Below are 16995 nucleotides of genomic sequence, written 5' to 3' on the forward strand. Positions count from 1 at the left end.
CCAGGATGGATGCCCCCATACAGGCTGAATTTTAGCGGGCCGCCATCAACACACCCTGCCATGGGAGTATCTGCAGTGCATCGCTTCTTCAATAGTCTGCCCCTGCGCTATGGCGCCCTCTTCATTTCCGCGCTCGTGCTAGGCATTTCGCTCTACACGCTGACCACGGCAGGCAAGGGGCTTGGGTGGTTGATTGCGTCTTTGCTGCTGGTGCTTCTCGGCATCTGGGATCTGCTGCAAAAGCAGCACGCCATACTGCGCAACTATCCCGTCATGGGGCATATGCGCTTCATCTTCGAGTTCATACGCCCCGAGATTCGCCAGTACTTCATCGAAGGCGATACCGAGGCCCAGCCGTTCTCGCGCGCCCAGCGATCGCTGGTCTATCAGCGTGCCAAGGGTCAGGTCGACAACCGGCCGTTCGGCACCCAGCTCGACGTGAGTCAGCAGGGCTATGAGTGGGTCAACCACTCCCTGCAACCCACCAAGCTCAGCTCTCATGACTTCCGCCTCTGGATTGGCGGCACGCAGGAGCAACCAGCTGAAGGAGTGGATCCCTGCACCCGCCCCTATCACGCCAGCGTCTTCAATATCTCGGCCATGAGCTTTGGCGCGCTGTCGGGCAACGCCATCCAGGCGCTGAACCAGGGCGCGAAGATGGGCGGCTTCATCCACGACACGGGCGAAGGCTCAATCAGCCAGTACCACCGCATGCATGGCGGCGATCTGATCTGGGAAGTGGCTTCGGGCTATTTCGGTTGCCGCAATGCGGACGGCACGTTCAGCGAAGAAAGATTCGTCGCCAACGCCACCGATCCGCAGGTCAAGATGATCGAGATCAAGCTAAGCCAGGGCGCCAAACCCGGCCATGGCGGCATGCTTCCCGGCGCCAAGGTCACTCCCGAAATTGCAGCAGCGCGTGGCATACCGATTGGCGTGGACTGCATTTCGCCGTCCAGTCACAGCGCATTCTCCACCCCTGTGGAGCTGATGCAGTTCATCGCCAGGCTGCGCCGTCTTTCCGGCGGCAAGCCCACAGGCTTCAAGTTCTGCGTCGGTCACCCCTGGGAATGGTTTGCCATGGTCAAGGCCATGCTGGAAACCAATATCACGCCCGACTTCATCGTCGTCGACGGTGCCGAAGGCGGCACGGGCGCTGCGCCTGTTGAGTTTGTCGACCATGTGGGCGTGCCGCTGCAAGAAGGCCTGCTGCTGGTGCACAACACGCTGCTGGGCGTGAACCTGCGCCAGCGCATCAAGATCGGCGCGGCCGGCAAGGTCATCACGGCCTTTGACATTGCCCGCATGATGGCCCTGGGTGCCGACTGGTGCAATTCGGGGCGCGGCTTCATGATGGCGCTGGGCTGCATCCAGGCACAGAGCTGCCACACCGGCACCTGCCCCACGGGCGTCACCACGCAAGACACCGTGCGCCAGCAGGCGCTGGTTGTGCCCGACAAGGCCACGCGCGTCGCCAACTTCCACAAGAACACCTTGCATGCGCTGCAGGAGCTGGTTCAGGCCGCCGGCCTCAGGCATCCCAACGAGATCACGGCCCACCATATCGTGCGCCGGCTGGACGACACCCAGGTCAGCCTGCTGTCCAACCTGATTCTGCGCGTGGAGCCAGGCTGCCTGCTCAAGAACCTGGAGCGCCAGCACAAGGTCTTCCAGAACTACTGGCCGCTGGCCACGGCACAGAGCTTTCAGCCGCTGCACGAGCCCGTATTGCGCCCCTCTGCGGCGGGCAATGCCGACAACGCGGCACAATCGCAGGCTTTTCCCCAACGTAACGGTATCTGGACCTGAGAAGCCAGAGCCTCGCGCCCGACAGATCCCACGCCGTGCCATATCAGGATATTTCCGCCCAAGAGCAGATGCCCTCTGCGCAGAACGCCATCGATTACCAGGCATTTCTGCGCGAGCATCTGGACCAGCCTCACAGCATCATGCGCTATGAACTCGCGCATGAAACCCTTTGGGTCAAGCGCGCCAACAAAGGCAACCCGGCCCTCAACTACTGGCTGCTGAGCACGCTGGCCAAGCTGTTCAGGGCCGCCGTGCTGCAGCCCGTGCCCAACCCCGGAGGGACCGAGTCCCTGCAAACCGAGGTGCGCCGCCTGCGCAGTTTCAAGGCCAAGGGGCTGCGCGTGCCGCAAGTGCTGGCCACGGACGACCAGGCCTTTGTGATGCGCCATCTGGGCCGCCCGGGCGAAGAAGCTCCATCGCTGAGCAATGCCATCGAGGAAGCGATTGCCCGGGGCGCGCAGCCCACGCTGGAGCTCTGGCGAAAAGGCCTGGAGGCCATCCAGCAGGCTCATGCCCGCGGCGAGGTGCTGAGTCAGGCCGTGGCGCGCAATATGGTGGTCTGCGCCGACGGGGTCATAGGCTTCATCGACTTTGAAGACGATCCTGCAGCCCATTTACCGCAAGCCGTCTGCATGGCGCGCGATGCGCTCAACTACGCCCAGTCCACAGCGCTGTTTCTGCAGCAGGCTGGTGCGCTGGAGCAGGCCCGGGAGACCTGGCAGCAATTTGTGCAGCAGCTTCCCGCCGAGGCCCGGCAGGTGCTGGAGCGCACCGTCAACAAACTGAGCTGGGTGCGCTTTCTGCCCCGCAGCAAGAGCCTGGGACGCGACACCCTGCGCGTGCTGGCGGCCCATGACTTGCTGACGGCCACCTCACACTCCGCCTGAATGCAATCAAATCAATAGCTATCAGCGCCTTCCCCGGCTGGGCTTAAAGCCTGAAATCCATGAAAAAAGCCCCGACCATCAGATCGGGGCTTTTTGGATTGAGGTCTGTGCGCGCTCAAGCGTGAGCGGACACCGCCTCGTTCTCTTCCTTGCCTGCCAGAGCAGCATCCAGCTTTTCGTAGTCCAGCGCGTTTTCCCACTTGGAGACCACCACGGTGGCGACGGCGTTACCGATGAAGTTGGTCAGCGAACGGCATTCGGACATGAAGCGGTCCACACCCAGAATCAGTGCCATGCCGGCCACGGGCACCTCGGGCACCACAGCCAGGGTCGCGGCCAGGGTGATGAAGCCAGCCCCCGTCACGCCCGCCGCGCCCTTGGACGACAGCATGGCAACCAGCAGCAGCGCGATCTGGTGGCCCAGGGTCAGATGGGTATCGGTGGCCTGGGCAATGAACAGCGCAGCCAGCGTCATATAGATATTGGTGCCGTCCAGGTTGAAGGAGTAGCCGGTAGGCACGACCAGACCGACGACGGACTTGCCGCAGCCGGCTTTTTCCATCTTGTGCATCAGCGAAGGCAGGGCCGACTCGGAAGACGATGTGCCCAGCACCAGCAGCAGCTCGTCCTTGAGGTACTTGATCAGCTTGAGCACGGAGAAGCCGCAAAAGCGCGCCACGGCACCCAAAATCACCAGCACGAACAGGGCCGAGGTGATGTAGAAGGTCAGCACCAGCTCGGCCAGGTTGACCAGCGAGCCCAGGCCGAACTTGCCGATGGTGAAGGCCATGGCGCCAAAGGCACCGATGGGAGCGAACTTCATCACGATGTTGACCAGCTTGAACACGGGCTTGGTCAGGGCTTCAAAGAAGTTCAGCACGGGCTTGCCGGCCTCGCCGACCATGGCCAGGGACACACCGAACAGCACGGCCACCAGCAGCACCTGCAAGATGTTGTCGCCCACGAACGGACTGATCAGCGTCTTGGGGATGATGTCCATCACGAAGCCGGTCAGCGTCATCTCGTGCGACTTGGCCACATAGCCCTTGACGGCCGTCTGGTCCAGATCGGCAGGGTTGATATGCATGCCGGCACCGGGTTGCATGACATTGGCCACGATCAGGCCCACGACCAGCGCCAGCGTGGAGAAGGTCAGGAAATACGCCATGGCCTTGCCGAACACACGGCCCACGGCGCTCAGGTGCGTCATGCTGGCAATGCCGGTGACGATGGTCAGGAAGATCACCGGTGCGATGATCATCTTAATGAGCTTGATGAAGGCATCGCCAAAGGGCTTCATGGCCTCGCCATAGGCGGGCTCGAAATGCCCCAGCAGCACGCCCACGATGATGGCGAACACCACCTGGAAGTAGAGCTGACGGTAGAACGGCAAGTGCTCGCGCGGAGCAGATTCTGTGGGCAGAGTGTGCACGCTGCATCTCCAAAATTGCGGGCGCACCACCGTGGTGCGCCGAATTGCTGCCGTTTGTACTCCCGCGCCCTTTTTGTGCCGATAACCCATTGGTATTAGGTCCGTACGCGCTCCCTTGGAGAGCATGCACCAACTTAGGGAAATCCCTAGGCCTCAGAATTCGCACTGAACCGGCTCCAGAGCCACACTGGACTCCTTGATCACCCACTCTCGTCATGCGTCTTGCGCGAAACCTTGCCCGAAACCGACTGTTTCTGACCCTTGTCATCGTGCTCAGCGGCATGCTGCTGAGCATGTGGGCCGCCAGTCGCGTCGCGCTGCAAACCTCTTTGCACGATGAAAGCGAAAGCGTGCAGCGCCAGCTCACGCTCTATGCCCAGGCCATGGTGCAGCGTGTGGACCGCTACCGCACCCTGCCCGAGGTGCTGGCGCTCGATGCCGAACTCAAGAGCGCGCTCAGCCACCCGCTCAGCGCCACCGAGGTGGACAGGCTCAACCACAAGCTGGAGCAGGCCAACGGCGCCAGCCGAGCTTCCACGCTGACCCTCATCGACAAAAGCGGCAAGGCCCTGGCCGCCAGCAACTGGCGCGACTCGCACAGCAATGTGGGCGAGGACTACAGCTTTCGCCCCTATGTGACCCAGGCGCTGAGCCAGGGCAGTGGCCGCTTCTACGGCATCGGCATGACCACGGGACTGCCCGGCTACTTTCTCTCCCAGGCCATTCATGATGATGACGGCTCGGTGCTTGGGCTCATCGCCATCAAGATCCTGTTTCAGGAGCTCGAAGGCGAGTGGAGCCAGTCGCCCGACATCGTCTTCGCCTCGGACGAGCATGGCGTGGTCTTTCTCTCCAACCGCGACGAATGGCGCTACCGCCTGCTGGAGCCGCTGTCCAGCAACGACCAGCAGGAGGTGCGGGACACCCATCAATACGCGGGCCAGGCCCTGATTCCGCTCGGCTACCGCACCAGCCGGCAGCCCGCGGGCATCGGCATGCTGGCCCATTTCAGCCAGCCTCCGCTGGTCGACCCCATGCTCTGGCTGCGCATGGAACTCCCCGAAAGCCAATGGCAGCTGCATCTGCTGCACGACATCGTCCACAGCCAGACGGCCAGTCACTGGGCGGCAGTGGCCGCCGGCGGCCTATGGCTGGCCGCCTCGCTGCTGGTGCTCTATATCCGCCAGCGCCAGCGCCTGGCGGCCCTGCGCCAGCGCAGCCGCAAGGAGCTGGAGACCGTTCTGCACCAGCATGCGCAGGAGCTGCGCACGGCCCAGGACGGCATTGTCCAGGCCGCCAAGCAGGCCGACACCGGACTCTCGCGCAGCCTGCAGCATCTGCCGCAAGGCGTGGTGGTGGTGGACCCGCAGCTACGGCTGGTGGCCTGGAACTCGCGCTATGTGGAGCTGTTCCGCTACCCGCCCGAGCTCATGCATGTGGGCCAGCCCATCGAGGCTCTGATACGCCACAACGCCAGGCGCGGCCTGCTGGGCAAGGGCGATGTGGAGCCTGCGATCCAGCGTCGGCTCCAGCATCTGCGCAGCGGCAGCCCCCATTTGCACGAAAGCGCCAAGGGCGACGGCACGGTGCTGGAGATTCGCGGCAACCCCCTGCCCGATGGCGGCTTTGTCACCAGCTATGCCGATATCACCAGCTACAAGAACACGGCGCGCGAGCTGCGCAATCTGGCCGATACGCTGGAAAAGCGCATTGCCGACCGCACCCGGGACCTGGCTCAGGCCAAGCAGGAGGCCGAGCGCGCCAACCGCTACAAGACCCGCTTTGTCGCCTCGGCCGTGCATGACCTGCTGCAGCCGCTGAATGCGGCGCGCATTTTCACCAGCCTGCTGCCCACCTATCTGCACGATGAGGCCGGCCGCCAACTGGCCCAGCGGGTGGACAAGGCACTGGCCTCTCAGGACGCCATCCTCACCAGCCTGCTCGACATCTCGCGCATGGAATCGGGCCAGCTCGAAGTCCGCGTACGTGACTTCGCGCTCAGCTCCTTGCTGGAAGTGGTCCACAACAATTTTGCGCTGCAGGCCGAGAACGAAGGCCTGAGCCTGCACTGCATGCCCAGCCGGCTGATCGTGCGCAGCGACGAAGCCCTGCTGCGTCGCATACTGCAGAACTTTGTCTCCAACGCCATCCGCTACACGCGCAAGGGCCGTATCGTCGTGGGCTGTCGCCGCCAGGGTGACCAGGTGCGCATCGAGGTGCATGACCAGGGTCCTGGCATCCCCCAAAGCCTGCAAAAGGAAATCTTCGAAGAGTTCCGCCGCCTCGACGAAGGCCATGCCGACGACCGCGGCACCGGCCTGGGCCTGGCCATCGTGGAACGCCTGGGCAGATTGCTGGACCATGAGATCGGCCTGCGCTCCACCCTGGGCAAGGGCAGCGTCTTCTGGGTCAAGGTTCCACTGGGCCAGGCCGCTGCATTGACACCGGTATCGCAGCAGCCTTCTCCCAGCGCCCGCGTGGACAGTCCGCTGCAGGGTGGCACAGTCTGGTATGTGGAGGACGATCCCGCCACCCGCGACGCCACCTGCGCCCTGCTCGAGCGCTGGGGCTGCGATGTGCCGCTGGCCGCCAACGCCCCCGAAGCCCTGGCCTATGCTGCGCCCGGCAATGCCCCGCAACTGGTGCTGCTCGATGTGCATCTGGGCCAGCTCTACGGCCCCGATATCTATGCCCAGCTCTGCGAGCGCTGGGGGCAGCAGCCTCCGGTCATCCTGCTGACCGCTGAAGGCGATAGCACCCTGCGCCGCCAGGCTGCTGAACGCGGCTGGGGCTTTCTGGCCAAGCCGGTCAGGCCGCCGGCGCTGCGGGCGCTGATGAGCCAGACCTTTTTGCGCGGACGAGAAGGCGGGAGCGCCTGAAAGCCAAAGTCACTTCCAGCTGCAGCGCCTTCAGTGCATTGCGCTACAGCTATGAATTCAGGAGTAAAAGCGGTCTGCACGCCATGACTGTACAAGCCGAGTGGCGGATTCTTCGATATGCTGCATCAGCCTCTGCGGCTTTCAGGCACGCGGGCCGTTCAACCCTGACAGAGACAGCATGCACCATCATCCCGTTGAATCCGCCGTTCCGCCCGGCAGCCGCATCGCACAGCGATTGGCCGGGGCCAGCTTTCACGACTCCTGGAGCATCGTCTCGGACGCCACAAGTCTGTCTGCACTGGAGCACTTCATTCTTGCCGCGCGCAAAACGCCGCGCTGGATTGAAATCTGCATGCGTGCGCGCAATCTGGTCGGCGGTCTGGTGGGGCTCAAGAACCTGGGCACCTTGTCGGCCCTGAAGCCCGGAAAACCAGCAGCCAGCTACGGCCCCGGCGATAGGGTCGGCATCTTCACGGTGTTCGAAAACACCTTTGATGAAGCCCTGATCGGCGACGACGACAAGCATCTGAAGGTCGTGCTCAGCATTCACCGCAAAAGCGACATCAGCTCCCTGGACGCCGTCATCACCGTCACCACCGTCGTGCATGTCAAGAACGCACTGGGCCGTCTCTACATGCTGCCCGTCAAACCCATGCACAGGCTGATCGCTCCTGCCGTTCTGTCCTCCCTGGGAGGACGAACCCATGCTGCATGAGGAGACACACCTCTGCATGCCTGCTCTTCCCTAGACGCTTGCAGAAGACATGCGCGACTATGACAGCCTGGCTCATCGACACAGCAGCAAAGACATGTGCGTGGAAAAGCCCATGTCACTCATTGCCAATCTGATCGGCTTTGCGCCTGCAGAGGAAGACTTGCACTATGCGCTGGGCTTTTATGCCGGAGGCAGCGGCATTGACGACCGCCTAGCTGTGCGCTGCCGGATCGATCTCGCTCATTGGCCCGGTGTGGTCAGCAGGCTGCGTCTGAAATCCGTGCATGAAGTATCGTGCGACGCCGACTGGCAAGAGGATTTCCTCTGGCTGATCGATGCGCAAGATGCCGAAGGCCCGCTCCAAGCCCATTGTCATCGCTTCATCAATGCGGCGAGACAGGTTTTTCAGGACGAGGTCGATCATTGCTGGGAGATCTTTTTCTCCCACGGCAGCGATATCAACGCATGGTGTGCGGTCTGGCGTAGCCAGGAGCATCTGAACTATCTAAGCTTCGATCAAGGCTGACATCCCGATGGCAGCCCGTCTCAACACAGGGGGTCGCCAGATGCTGAAATCCTATCGTGCCAGCTGCCATTGCAGCCGGGTTCAGGTTGAAGTCGGCCTGGACCTGAGCCAGCCCAGCTATCGCTGCAACTGCTCCATCTGCAGGCGCAGCCGGTTCTGGCCCGCCATCGCCAGCCCCGAAAATTTCCGCCTTATTACGGGTGAGAAGGAACTCACCCTCTATGTGTTTGGCTCGCAAAAGAACCAGCATTTCTTCTGCAGGCGCTGCGGCATCCGCGTCTTTGGTGTGGGCCACGACACACCGATAGGCCAGATGTACGGCATCAATATCGGTTGCCTGGAAGAGCTGTCGGAAGAGGAGCTTTCGCGAATTCCCGTCACGTATGTCGATGGCATGCACGATCGCTGGGATGCAACGCCGGAGTTTTTCGCGCACTTGTAGCCATCGAACTGCGACGACAGTTTGCAGCGGCAAGCTGCACAGAAACGAGGTCAGAAAGGCCTCAATCCATGGCCAACAAAGCGCAGCAAGCTATCAAGACAGATGACTCTTGAGGCACCAGGGCAATCAAACCTCGTGATCGTTTTCCAGGCTCTTGACCAGCACTGCCGCCTGGGTGCGTGAATAGCATTCGAGCTTCTTGAGAATCGCCGTCACATGGACCTTGACGGTGTTCTCGGCCAGGCCCAGTTCGTGCGCGATCTGCTTGTTGAGCAGCCCGTCGGCAATGCACAGCAGCACGCGAAACTGCTGGGGCGTGAGCTGGGCCAGACGAGCAGCCAGGGCCGCATCGGCCTCCGAGCGCTCGGCCACCATGGAGGGAAAGCTGATATCCCCGCTCAGCACATCGTCAATGGCGGCACTCATATCGTCTGCAGCCGCAGACTTGGAGATAAAGCCTGCCGCCCCGAACTGCTGGGCGCGACGGATGATGCGAGGGTCGTCATTGGACGAGATGATGATCACCGGAACCTGCGCATATTCGCCGCGCAGATGCAGCAGGGACGAGAAGCCGCGCGCGCCGGGCATGGCCAGGTCCAGCAGCACCAGCTCGATTTCAGGATTCTCCTGCATCGCTGCGCCCAAGGTCTGGGCGCTGGCCGCCTCCACAATGCGAAATTGCGGAAAGCGGTCGTGCAGCACCTGGATCAACGCTGCGCGAAACAGCGGGTGATCGTCGGCAACGAGAAGAGTGGGCTCGGACATGGCCCGGAGTCTGCCACGGCTGGCACGGCGCTGCATCTGCAAAAACGCATATCCCGCAGCGCCCGGGCCTGTCCGTCACCCAGGCTGCGGCCCACTGAGTCCGGCTCTCAATCGAGCTTGATGTTGTTGGCCGTGATCACACGCCCCCATTTGCTGCGTTCGTTGCTGACGAATTTCTCCATCTGCTCGGAGCTGCCGGGCATGGGCTCGACCCCCATGGCTGCCAGACGGGCCTTGGTGCGCGTGTCGGCCAGCGCAAACTGCAGCGACTGGCTGAACTTCTTGACCACCTCGGCCGAGCTGCCCTTGGGCACGACGATGCCCTGCCAGGCATAGCCTTCGAAGCCCTTGAGGCCTTGCTCCTGCAAGGTGGCGACCTTGGGCAGCACATCGATGCGGGCCGGGCTGGCCACGCCTATGGCCTTGAGCTTTTTCTCGCCGAGGAAGGGAATAATGGTGGCGCTATCGGCCCACATGGCAGGTATCTGGCCGCCGATCACATCCTGCACTGCGGGCGCAGCACCGCGATAAGGAACATGGGTCATATTGCCCAGACCGGCTTCTTCGCGGAACAGCTCGCCAACCAGATGATGAGGGCTGCCCAGGCCGGCCGAGCCCCAGCTCACGCCGGTCTTCTGCTGCTTGGCCCAGGCGACAAACTCGCTCAGATTGCTGACCGGCACGTCGTTGTTGACCACCAGCAGCATGGGAAAGCGCACCAGCATGCCCACGGGCTTGAAGTCCTTTTCGGCGTTGTAGTTGAGCTTGCGGAACAGAAACGGATTGGCAGCCAGCGTGGCGAAGTCGGCCGTGAACATCAGGTTGCCGTAGTCATGCGAGCGCGCGCTGTACTCGGCCGCGATATTGGTTCCCGCACCGGGCTTGTTGTTGATGACGATGGGGCGCTCCAGATTGCGGCCCATGGCTTCGGCAATCACGCGGGCCACCACGTCGGAGCCCCCGCCTGCGGCGTAGCCTATGACCCATTCCAGGGGCTTTTCCTGCGCCATGGCGGCCGGCCCTGCAGCCCATGCCAGCGTCGAGCAGGCCAGTGCGGCCAGAAACTGTTTACGTTGCATCATCCTTGTCTCCTTGATTCATGGCCCCTTGGATAGATTTTGGTGACGGGGCCTTTAGGGGATGGCGCAGCTGCCGCCAGGCCGGCGGCTTGCTGCATCTCAAGCGGCAGCGTGTACCGGGGCAACCGGTGTCACGGCACCGCGCTCGGCCGGGTCCGCACCGGCAGGAGCGAATCCTGCGCTGGCGCGGGCCAGTTCGAGCGCATGCAGCAAGGTCTCTTGATGGCCGATGTGATTGGCCAGCAGCAGCACCAGGCGGGCATTGAGGGCGTGGCTTTGCGCGGTTTCCAGGCCCTGATGCGTGGCGATCAGGGCTTCATAGAAATCGTCGCAGGCCTGCAGATTCGGGTGAGTGGACAGCAGCATGGCAGTCTCCTAAAAAAGGGGAGGAATCCTCAGAGGGTGTTGCACTCCACCAGGGACAGCAAGCAAGGGCCTGGGCCGACCGCACCGCAACGAGGCTGTCGTCGGTTGCCCGCATGCACCCTCCCGCGTAGCAAGAGAGGACGCCTCAGGGGGAGCCTTCATTTCAACCGCCGGCGCGCTGCAGCGCGGCACGCACGGCAGCCTCGTCGGGACGGCGCCAGCGCGCGCAGACATGCTGATCGGGGCGCAGCAGGTAACTGGTGCCGGGGCGCGCATCCAGGCGCTGCGCGGCCAGACCCTGGGCATCCAGCAGATCGGCTTGCGTGGCCCCAGCATCGCCCTCGGCGGCAATGGAGAGATTGAGCACACCGGTCAGCTCGCGCGCCCAAGCCGGCGTGGGGCCGAAATGCAGCAGCGTGAAGTCCGGGCCCAGGGCGCGCAGCAGCCAGGTGGTCTGGCTGTTGCCGGGACGGCGCATGGGCGCATCGCTGAGCACGGCGCCGGGCAGTTGCGAGCCTGCGAAGACCTCGCTGTCCGGCGTGTTGAGCGAGGAATGATGCAGCGTGGCCGGCACCGACAGACGACCGCTGTTGACGATGCGACGCGCAAACTCATGCTCGCGCGCCAGCTCCAGCGCCGCATCGCGAAACAGGCGACTGATCTCGCTCTTGGGCGTGATGAAGTCGGTGGCGCGCGTGGAGTTGCGGATATTCTCGTCGGCCGCGTATTCGCGCTCGGCGCCGTAGCTCGCGATCAGCGCAGCATCGGCCTGACCGCGCAGCACGCGGTCGAGCTTCCAGGCCAGGTTCTCGGCATCCTGCACGCCGCTGTTGGCGCCGCGTGCGCCGAAGGGAGAGACGCCATGCGCGCTGTCGCCCGCGAAGACCACGCGGCCGTGGACGAAGCGGTCCATGCGCAGGCAGGCAAAGGTGTAGACGCTGGCCCATTCGAGCTCGAAGTGCGCGTCCTTGCCCAGCAATGCGCGGATGCGCGGCAGGATGTTTTCGGGCTTTTTCTCCTCCTCGGGATCGGCCTCCCAGCCCAGCTGGAAGTCGATGCGCCAGACATCGTCGGGCTGGCGGTGCAGCAGCACGCTCTGGCCCGGATGGAACGGCGGATCGAACCAGAACCAGCGCTCGGTCGGGAAGTCCGCATGCATCTTCACATCGGCAATCAGAAAGCGGTCGCGGAAGATGCGGCCGTGGCTTTCCTGGCCCAGCAGGCCGCGCAAAGGCGAGCGCGATCCGTCGCAGGCCAGCACCCACTGGGCATCGATCCGGTACTCGCCCTCGGGCGTTTCCACTGTCAGTTCCGCCCCATCCTCGCGCGGCGCCAGCGCCGTGACCTTGTTGTGCCAGCGCAGATCGATCAGCGGCAGCTGCAGGGCGCGCTCGACCAGATAGGCTTCGGCGTAGTACTGCTGCAGATTGATGAAGGCCGGGCGCTCGTGGCCGGCTTCGGGCAGCAGGTCGAACTGGTAGAGCGACTGATCCCTGGCAAACACCTTGCCCAGATTCCAGGACACGCCCTTGTCCACCATGGGCTGGCCCACGCCCAGGCGGTCCCAGATCTCCAGCGTGCGCTTGGAAAAGCAGATGGCGCGCGAGCCCGTGGACAGCTTGCAGTCGTTGTCGAGCACCACCACCGGCTGGCCGCGCTGGGCCAGATCGATGGCCAGCGACAGGCCCACGGGCCCGGCGCCGACCACCACCACGGGGTGGCGAGCCGGCGCATCGGCATCCTGGTCCGCATGACGCCGATAAGGAATCTGGATGGACTGGATGTCGGCGGCGCTGCCGCGCAGGGCGTCAAGAGAAATGGCGGTGGTGGACATGGCGTTCATCGGTGCGCAAACCTTGAAAAGCGTGGATCTGTTTCTTGGGGCAAAAGCCGCCCCTCCGGCTCTTTGCGACCGGATTCAAACTCTGTTTTTTTTGATAGCTGCTACCGCTCTCCAGGCATTGAATTCAATGTTTTTTCTATTTGAATTCATTACAAATCAAGCACAAGCAGCTCCTGTTTTAGATAGCTTCGCCGTAGACCGCCGCGCCTGCGCAAGAGACTGCCAGCCGGGCGGCCCAGGAGGCGATCAGCCTTCCAGCGCCAGCCACATCTCGCGGTCGCGCTCGGCAGTCCAGATGCGCGGGTCGGCGTGGCCCGATGCCTCGTCATAGGCACGCGTCACGTCGAACGGCATGCAGTGGTTGAAGATCACCCAATGGCCGTATTTGGGCTGCAGCTTGGCAAAGGCTGCCTCGTAGACCTTGCGCAGGTCCTGGCGCGCATCGGCGCCGGCCTTGACCTCGGCCCACAGGTCGCTGATGAAGTTGCGCGTGCCCGCCAGGCCGGCCTGCACTTCGGCGGCGTTCTGCAGCGCCGCACCGCGGCCGGGCACCAGCTTTTCGGGCTTGAGGGCGGCAATCGCATCCAGCGTCTGCGGCCAGTCCTGGAAGTAGGCGTCGCCGGCATAGGGCGTGGCATCGAACTCGACCAGATCGCCGCTGAACAGCACCTTGTCCTGTGGCAGCCAGACCACGGTATCGCCCTTGGTGTGGCCACGGCCCAGCTGCAGGATCTGCACCTCGAGCTTGCCCAGCCACAGCGTCATCTTGCCGGTGAAGGTCATGGTCGGCCAGGTCATGCCCTCGGGCACGCTCTCGACGTTCTGGAACAGGCGCGGAAAGCGGCCGATCTCGCTGGCCTTGTCCTGCTCGCCACGCTCGACGATGAGGTCGTAGGTGTCCTGGCTGGCAATGATGTGCTCGGCGCCATAGGCCGAGGCACCCAGCACGCGCACCGCGTGGTAATGCGACAGCGTGACGTATTTGATGGGCTTGTCCGTGACCTCGCGGATGCGGCGGATCACGTCCTCGGCCATGACGGGCGTGGCCTGGGTGTCGATGACCATCACGGCGTCGTCGCCAATGATGATGCCGGTGTTGGGGTCGCCCTCGGCCGTGTAGGCATAAGCATGTTCGGAGAGCTTGTCGAAGCTCACCTTCTTGACTTCAAGGTCGGCGGCGGAGGCAAAGGTCTTGGTGCTCATCGTTGCAATCTCTTTGTTTTAAACAAATGCATTCAGCTTTATCGAATTTCTGAATGCTAGATATAAATTCAACATTGCACAATCGATTTGTCATAGTGAAAAACCCTTGAGACTTTCCAGCCGCTTTTCCACCGTCACAATGCCGTCATGCCTCATGCCAACTCTTCTTCGACCGACGCCCGTTTGATGCTTGAATCCAGTGACGACGAACCCGCGCGCGCACCGCGCGGCATACAGAGCGTGGAAGTCGGCGGCCAGTTGCTCAAGGTGCTGGCGCGCACGGGCCGGCGCATGGCGCTCAAGGATCTGGCACGCGAGGCGGAGATGACGGCAGCCAAGGCCCATCCTTATCTGGTGAGTTTTTGCAAGCTGGGCCTGATGGAGCAGGATCGCGTCAGCGGCCATTACGGCCTGGGGCCGCTGGCCATTCAGATGGGACTCATCAGCCTGCAGCAGGCAGATCCCGTGCGCATGGCGATTGCCGAGCTGCCCGCCCTGGCGCAAGAGGTGGGCTACACCGTGTCGGTTTCCATGTGGAGCGGCCAGGGGCCGACCATCATCCGCGTCGAGGAAGGCCCGACCCATGTCTATGTGGCCATGCGCCACGGCACGCCGGCCTCCTTGCGCCATACCGCCACGGGCAAGATTTTTGCGGCTTTCGGCGACCCGGCCCGTATCGCACCGCTGCTGCAGGCCGAAGGCCACAGCCTGGACGAACCGACGTTTGCCAAGGAGCTGGACGCCATTCGCCGCAACCACCTGAGCGTGGTCGAGAACCAGTTGCTGTCGGGCGTAAGCGCGCTGGCGGTGCCGGTGTTCGACGGCTTCGGCCAATTGGTGCTGGCGATTGCCGCCATCGGCCCTTCGGTCACGCTGACGCTGGACCCCGCTGGTCTGCCGGCCCAGAAACTGCAGGCCCAGGCCCGTCAGCTATCCCTGCGCCTCGGAGCCCCGGCTGTGCTGACCGGGGCCTGAGACCTAGGCCCGGTAGCCCAGCGAAGCACTGATACTGCGCGCCTCTTCGCGTACAGCCTGGGCAATGCGGCCCTGCGGATCGGGGTCGAAGCCGCCGCTGGCCCCGAGCGCGCATAGCACGGCCACCACATGACCGTTGTAGTCGAGCAAGGGCGCCGCAACGGCGCTGATGCCGGGCAGATTCAGGTCCCGGATCGCCGCACAGCCGGCTGCGCGAATCTCGCTGCGCAGCTGCTCCAGAGGCTTGCTCGCATGCAGCAGACGGCGATGCTCGGGGCTGGCTGCCTCCAGCTCGCGCGCCAGCAGCGCCTCGACCTCGGGCTGCGGCTCCATGAAGGCAAAGAATGCCCGCCCCGTGGCCGACCACAGCATGGACATGACCGAACCCACACGCACATTGACGGTAATGGGCAGGCTGGGCTCTTCAAAGCGCACGATGGTGGGGCCCATATTGCCCATGACCGCGACAAAACTCGTGACCTGCAGGGACTCGCGCAGATGCTGCAGGGCCGGCTCGGACATGCGCACAGGATCGTTCTGGCGCATCGCAGCCAGGCCGATATGGATGGCCTCGCGTCCGAGCGCGTACTGGGTGCCGCCACGATCCTGCTCCACCAGGCCCTCGGCCATGAGGCTGGCCAGATAGCGATGCACCTTGGCCGGGCTTTCATCGACGGCAGCTCCGATGGCCGTGAGGCTGGCACGACCGCCCAGCCCGGCCAGTGCCTTGAGCACGGCCAGACAGGTCTCCGCTGCCTGCACACGCTGGCGACGTTGATCCGGCTCTTGCCGGGCATTCTGCGACGCCACTCTTGCTGCGGGGCTGGCTGCTTGCCGCTTCGCCATCGCCAAAGTCTTCTTCTCGATTTTCATAGCTGGTTGCGCCTGTCTCATAAGCCGTTGAAGACATTTTCACGCATGTCTCGTGCTGGCTCTCGGGTAATCCCTTGAAGCATATTTACGCAATGCGTATAAAAATTACGCAAAACAATTTCCGTATTAAAGCGGAATCGCAGGCGGAGTGAAGCTTGGTTAACCCGCAGGCAAACAACACCACAGCCCAGGAGACACCCTCAATGAAAAAACGCCTCTTCACCGCCTCGGTTCTGGCCACCAGCATGCTCTGGCTGGCCGCAGCCCCAGGCACCGCCGCGGCCCAGGACAAGTACCCGAGCAAGAGCGTGCGCTGGATTGTTCCCTATGCCGCAGGCGGCGGCTCGGACTTCCTGGCCCGCACCATAGGCCAGGCCTGGGGCGCCCAGGCCCATCAACCCATCGTCGTGGACAACCGCCCGGGCGGCAACACGGCCATCGGCGCCTCGGAGACCGCGCGCGCACCGGCTGACGGCTATACCGTGCTGTCGGCCGACAACGGCACGCTGATCTTCAACCCGGTGCTCTACAAGAGCCTGAGCTACAACCCCGGCAAGGATCTGACGCCCGTCACGCTCATGGGCCGCTTTCCCATGATTCTGGTGGCCGGCCCCGCCGAGAAGGCCAAGACCGCCAAGGAGTTCATTGCCGCCGCCAAGGCCAGCGCCGAGGGCGTGAACTACGGCTCCGCCGGTGCGGGCAGCCCCCATCACCTGGCCATGGAGCTGCTGAAGTCCGAGGCCGGCCTCAAGCTCGCCCATGCGCCCTACCGCGGTGCGGCTCCGGCGCTGGCCGATGTGGCAGGCGGTCAGATTCCCGTGATGATGGTGGACCTGGCCGCCGGCGCCGGCTTCATCAAGGGCGGCAAGGTGCGCCCCCTGGCCGTGGCCAATGCCACGCGCCTGCCCCAGCTGCCCGATGTGCCCACCTTCGGCGAACTGGGCCTGCCCGGCGTGCAGGCTGCGGCCCTGGTCGGCATGGTGGCCCCGGCCAAGACACCGGCCAATGTCATCACGGCGCTGAACAAGCAGGTGGTCGCCGCCATCAACGAGCCTGCCGTCAAGCAAAAGCTCATCGACTTTGGCGTGGAGCCGGTGGGCAACACGCCCGAGCAGTTCCAGACACTGATCCACAGCGAAAGCGCACGCTGGCAAAAGCTGATCAAGGATCTGAACATCACGCTGGACTGATTGCCCCGCTG

Annotated in this window: 15 protein-coding genes; 8 read left to right on the forward strand and 7 right to left on the reverse strand. The window is 63.5% G+C overall.

Annotated elements, in window-relative coordinates; genetic code table 11:
* The first annotated feature begins 60 nt into the window (after positions 1–60).
* Together JAO85_RS07540 and JAO85_RS07545 are read left to right on the forward strand one after the other, a co-directional pair.
* The gene (locus JAO85_RS07540) at positions 61–1809 is read left to right on the forward strand and encodes an FMN-binding glutamate synthase family protein (RefSeq protein WP_202787814.1); all 1749 of its coding nucleotides are present in this window, start codon (positions 61–63) and stop codon (positions 1807–1809) included.
* Positions 1810–1877: 68 nt separating this feature from the next.
* Complete coding sequence (locus JAO85_RS07545) at positions 1878–2696, forward strand: RIO1 family regulatory kinase/ATPase (RefSeq protein WP_202787815.1); 819 nt, start codon at positions 1878–1880, stop codon at positions 2694–2696.
* Between the two features lie 115 nt (positions 2697–2811).
* Here the strand turns inward: JAO85_RS07545 and JAO85_RS07550 are convergent, their stop codons facing one another.
* Complete coding sequence (locus JAO85_RS07550; protein ID WP_202787816.1) at positions 2812–4128, reverse strand: dicarboxylate/amino acid:cation symporter; 1317 nt, start codon at positions 4126–4128, stop codon at positions 2812–2814.
* Positions 4129–4343: 215 nt separating this feature from the next.
* Between JAO85_RS07550 and JAO85_RS07555 the strand changes: the two genes are divergently transcribed.
* From JAO85_RS07555 to JAO85_RS07570, 4 genes are all read left to right on the forward strand, one after another.
* The gene (locus JAO85_RS07555) at positions 4344–7007 is read left to right on the forward strand and encodes a PAS-domain containing protein (RefSeq protein ID WP_054073692.1); all 2664 of its coding nucleotides are present in this window, start codon (positions 4344–4346) and stop codon (positions 7005–7007) included.
* Positions 7008–7185: 178 nt separating this feature from the next.
* Positions 7186–7722 (forward strand): DUF2867 domain-containing protein, encoded by a 537-nt coding sequence (locus tag JAO85_RS07560; protein WP_202787817.1) that lies wholly within the window; start codon positions 7186–7188, stop codon positions 7720–7722.
* Between the two features lie 112 nt (positions 7723–7834).
* Positions 7835–8248 carry a hypothetical protein gene (locus JAO85_RS07565; RefSeq protein WP_237734749.1) on the forward strand — a complete coding sequence of 138 codons (414 nt, stop codon included), beginning with the start codon at positions 7835–7837 and terminating at the stop codon, positions 8246–8248.
* A gap of 40 nt (positions 8249–8288) precedes the next feature.
* Entirely contained in the window at positions 8289–8690 is a 402-nt protein-coding gene (locus tag JAO85_RS07570) for a GFA family protein (protein ID WP_003068282.1), read from the forward strand.
* Positions 8691–8816: 126 nt separating this feature from the next.
* Here JAO85_RS07570 and JAO85_RS07575 read toward each other — a convergent pair whose 3' ends face one another.
* The 5 genes from JAO85_RS07575 to JAO85_RS07595 form a co-directional block, all read right to left on the reverse strand.
* The gene (locus tag JAO85_RS07575) at positions 8817–9455 is read right to left on the reverse strand and encodes a response regulator transcription factor (protein WP_003068280.1); all 639 of its coding nucleotides are present in this window, start codon (positions 9453–9455) and stop codon (positions 8817–8819) included.
* 107 nt (positions 9456–9562) lie between these two features.
* Positions 9563–10537, reverse strand: a complete 975-nt coding sequence (locus JAO85_RS07580) for a tripartite tricarboxylate transporter substrate binding protein (protein WP_193752286.1) — start codon at positions 10535–10537, stop codon at positions 9563–9565.
* Between the two features lie 96 nt (positions 10538–10633).
* On the reverse strand, positions 10634–10900 hold the full coding sequence (locus JAO85_RS07585) for a DUF2783 domain-containing protein (RefSeq protein WP_003068276.1): 267 nt from the start codon (positions 10898–10900) through the stop codon (positions 10634–10636).
* Positions 10901–11063: 163 nt separating this feature from the next.
* A complete protein-coding gene (locus JAO85_RS07590; RefSeq protein ID WP_202787819.1) occupies positions 11064–12734 on the reverse strand; it encodes an FAD-dependent oxidoreductase in 1671 nt (556 codons plus the stop codon).
* 255 nt (positions 12735–12989) lie between these two features.
* Entirely contained in the window at positions 12990–13946 is a 957-nt protein-coding gene (locus JAO85_RS07595) for an MBL fold metallo-hydrolase (RefSeq protein WP_202787820.1), read from the reverse strand.
* 147 nt (positions 13947–14093) lie between these two features.
* Between JAO85_RS07595 and JAO85_RS07600 the strand changes: the two genes are divergently transcribed.
* Positions 14094–14921, forward strand: coding sequence for an IclR family transcriptional regulator (locus JAO85_RS07600; RefSeq protein WP_202787821.1), 828 nt, complete (start codon positions 14094–14096; stop codon positions 14919–14921).
* Positions 14922–14924: 3 nt separating this feature from the next.
* Here the strand turns inward: JAO85_RS07600 and JAO85_RS07605 are convergent, their stop codons facing one another.
* Positions 14925–15767 (reverse strand): IclR family transcriptional regulator, encoded by an 843-nt coding sequence (locus JAO85_RS07605; RefSeq protein WP_039050264.1) that lies wholly within the window; start codon positions 15765–15767, stop codon positions 14925–14927.
* 230 nt (positions 15768–15997) lie between these two features.
* On the opposite strand from JAO85_RS07605, the gene JAO85_RS07610 reads away from it, so the two are divergent.
* Positions 15998–16984, forward strand: a complete 987-nt coding sequence (locus JAO85_RS07610) for a tripartite tricarboxylate transporter substrate binding protein (protein ID WP_202787822.1) — start codon at positions 15998–16000, stop codon at positions 16982–16984.
* Positions 16985–16995 lie beyond the last annotated feature (11 nt).

This window comes from Comamonas sp. NyZ500, assembly GCF_016772095.1.
In the GTDB taxonomy this organism is placed as follows: domain Bacteria; phylum Pseudomonadota; class Gammaproteobacteria; order Burkholderiales; family Burkholderiaceae_C; genus Comamonas; species Comamonas thiooxydans.

Coding starts and splice junctions, on each gene's coding strand:
- JAO85_RS07610 (WP_202787822.1), top strand. CDS start 15,998: ATGAAAAAACGCCTCTTCACCGCCTCGGTTCTGGCCACCAGCATGCTC.
- JAO85_RS07600 (WP_202787821.1), top strand. CDS start 14,094: ATGCCTCATGCCAACTCTTCTTCGACCGACGCCCGTTTGATGCTTGAA.
- JAO85_RS07575 (WP_003068280.1), bottom strand. CDS start 9,455: ATGTCCGAGCCCACTCTTCTCGTTGCCGACGATCACCCGCTGTTTCGC.
- JAO85_RS07540 (WP_202787814.1), top strand. CDS start 61: ATGGGAGTATCTGCAGTGCATCGCTTCTTCAATAGTCTGCCCCTGCGC.
- JAO85_RS07590 (WP_202787819.1), bottom strand. CDS start 12,734: ATGTCCACCACCGCCATTTCTCTTGACGCCCTGCGCGGCAGCGCCGCC.
- JAO85_RS07570 (WP_003068282.1), top strand. CDS start 8,289: ATGCTGAAATCCTATCGTGCCAGCTGCCATTGCAGCCGGGTTCAGGTT.
- JAO85_RS07595 (WP_202787820.1), bottom strand. CDS start 13,946: ATGAGCACCAAGACCTTTGCCTCCGCCGCCGACCTTGAAGTCAAGAAG.
- JAO85_RS07565 (WP_237734749.1), top strand. CDS start 7,835: ATGTCACTCATTGCCAATCTGATCGGCTTTGCGCCTGCAGAGGAAGAC.
- JAO85_RS07545 (WP_202787815.1), top strand. CDS start 1,878: ATGCCCTCTGCGCAGAACGCCATCGATTACCAGGCATTTCTGCGCGAG.
- JAO85_RS07555 (WP_054073692.1), top strand. CDS start 4,344: ATGCGTCTTGCGCGAAACCTTGCCCGAAACCGACTGTTTCTGACCCTT.
- JAO85_RS07580 (WP_193752286.1), bottom strand. CDS start 10,537: ATGATGCAACGTAAACAGTTTCTGGCCGCACTGGCCTGCTCGACGCTG.
- JAO85_RS07585 (WP_003068276.1), bottom strand. CDS start 10,900: ATGCTGCTGTCCACTCACCCGAATCTGCAGGCCTGCGACGATTTCTAT.
- JAO85_RS07605 (WP_039050264.1), bottom strand. CDS start 15,767: ATGGCGAAGCGGCAAGCAGCCAGCCCCGCAGCAAGAGTGGCGTCGCAG.
- JAO85_RS07560 (WP_202787817.1), top strand. CDS start 7,186: ATGCACCATCATCCCGTTGAATCCGCCGTTCCGCCCGGCAGCCGCATC.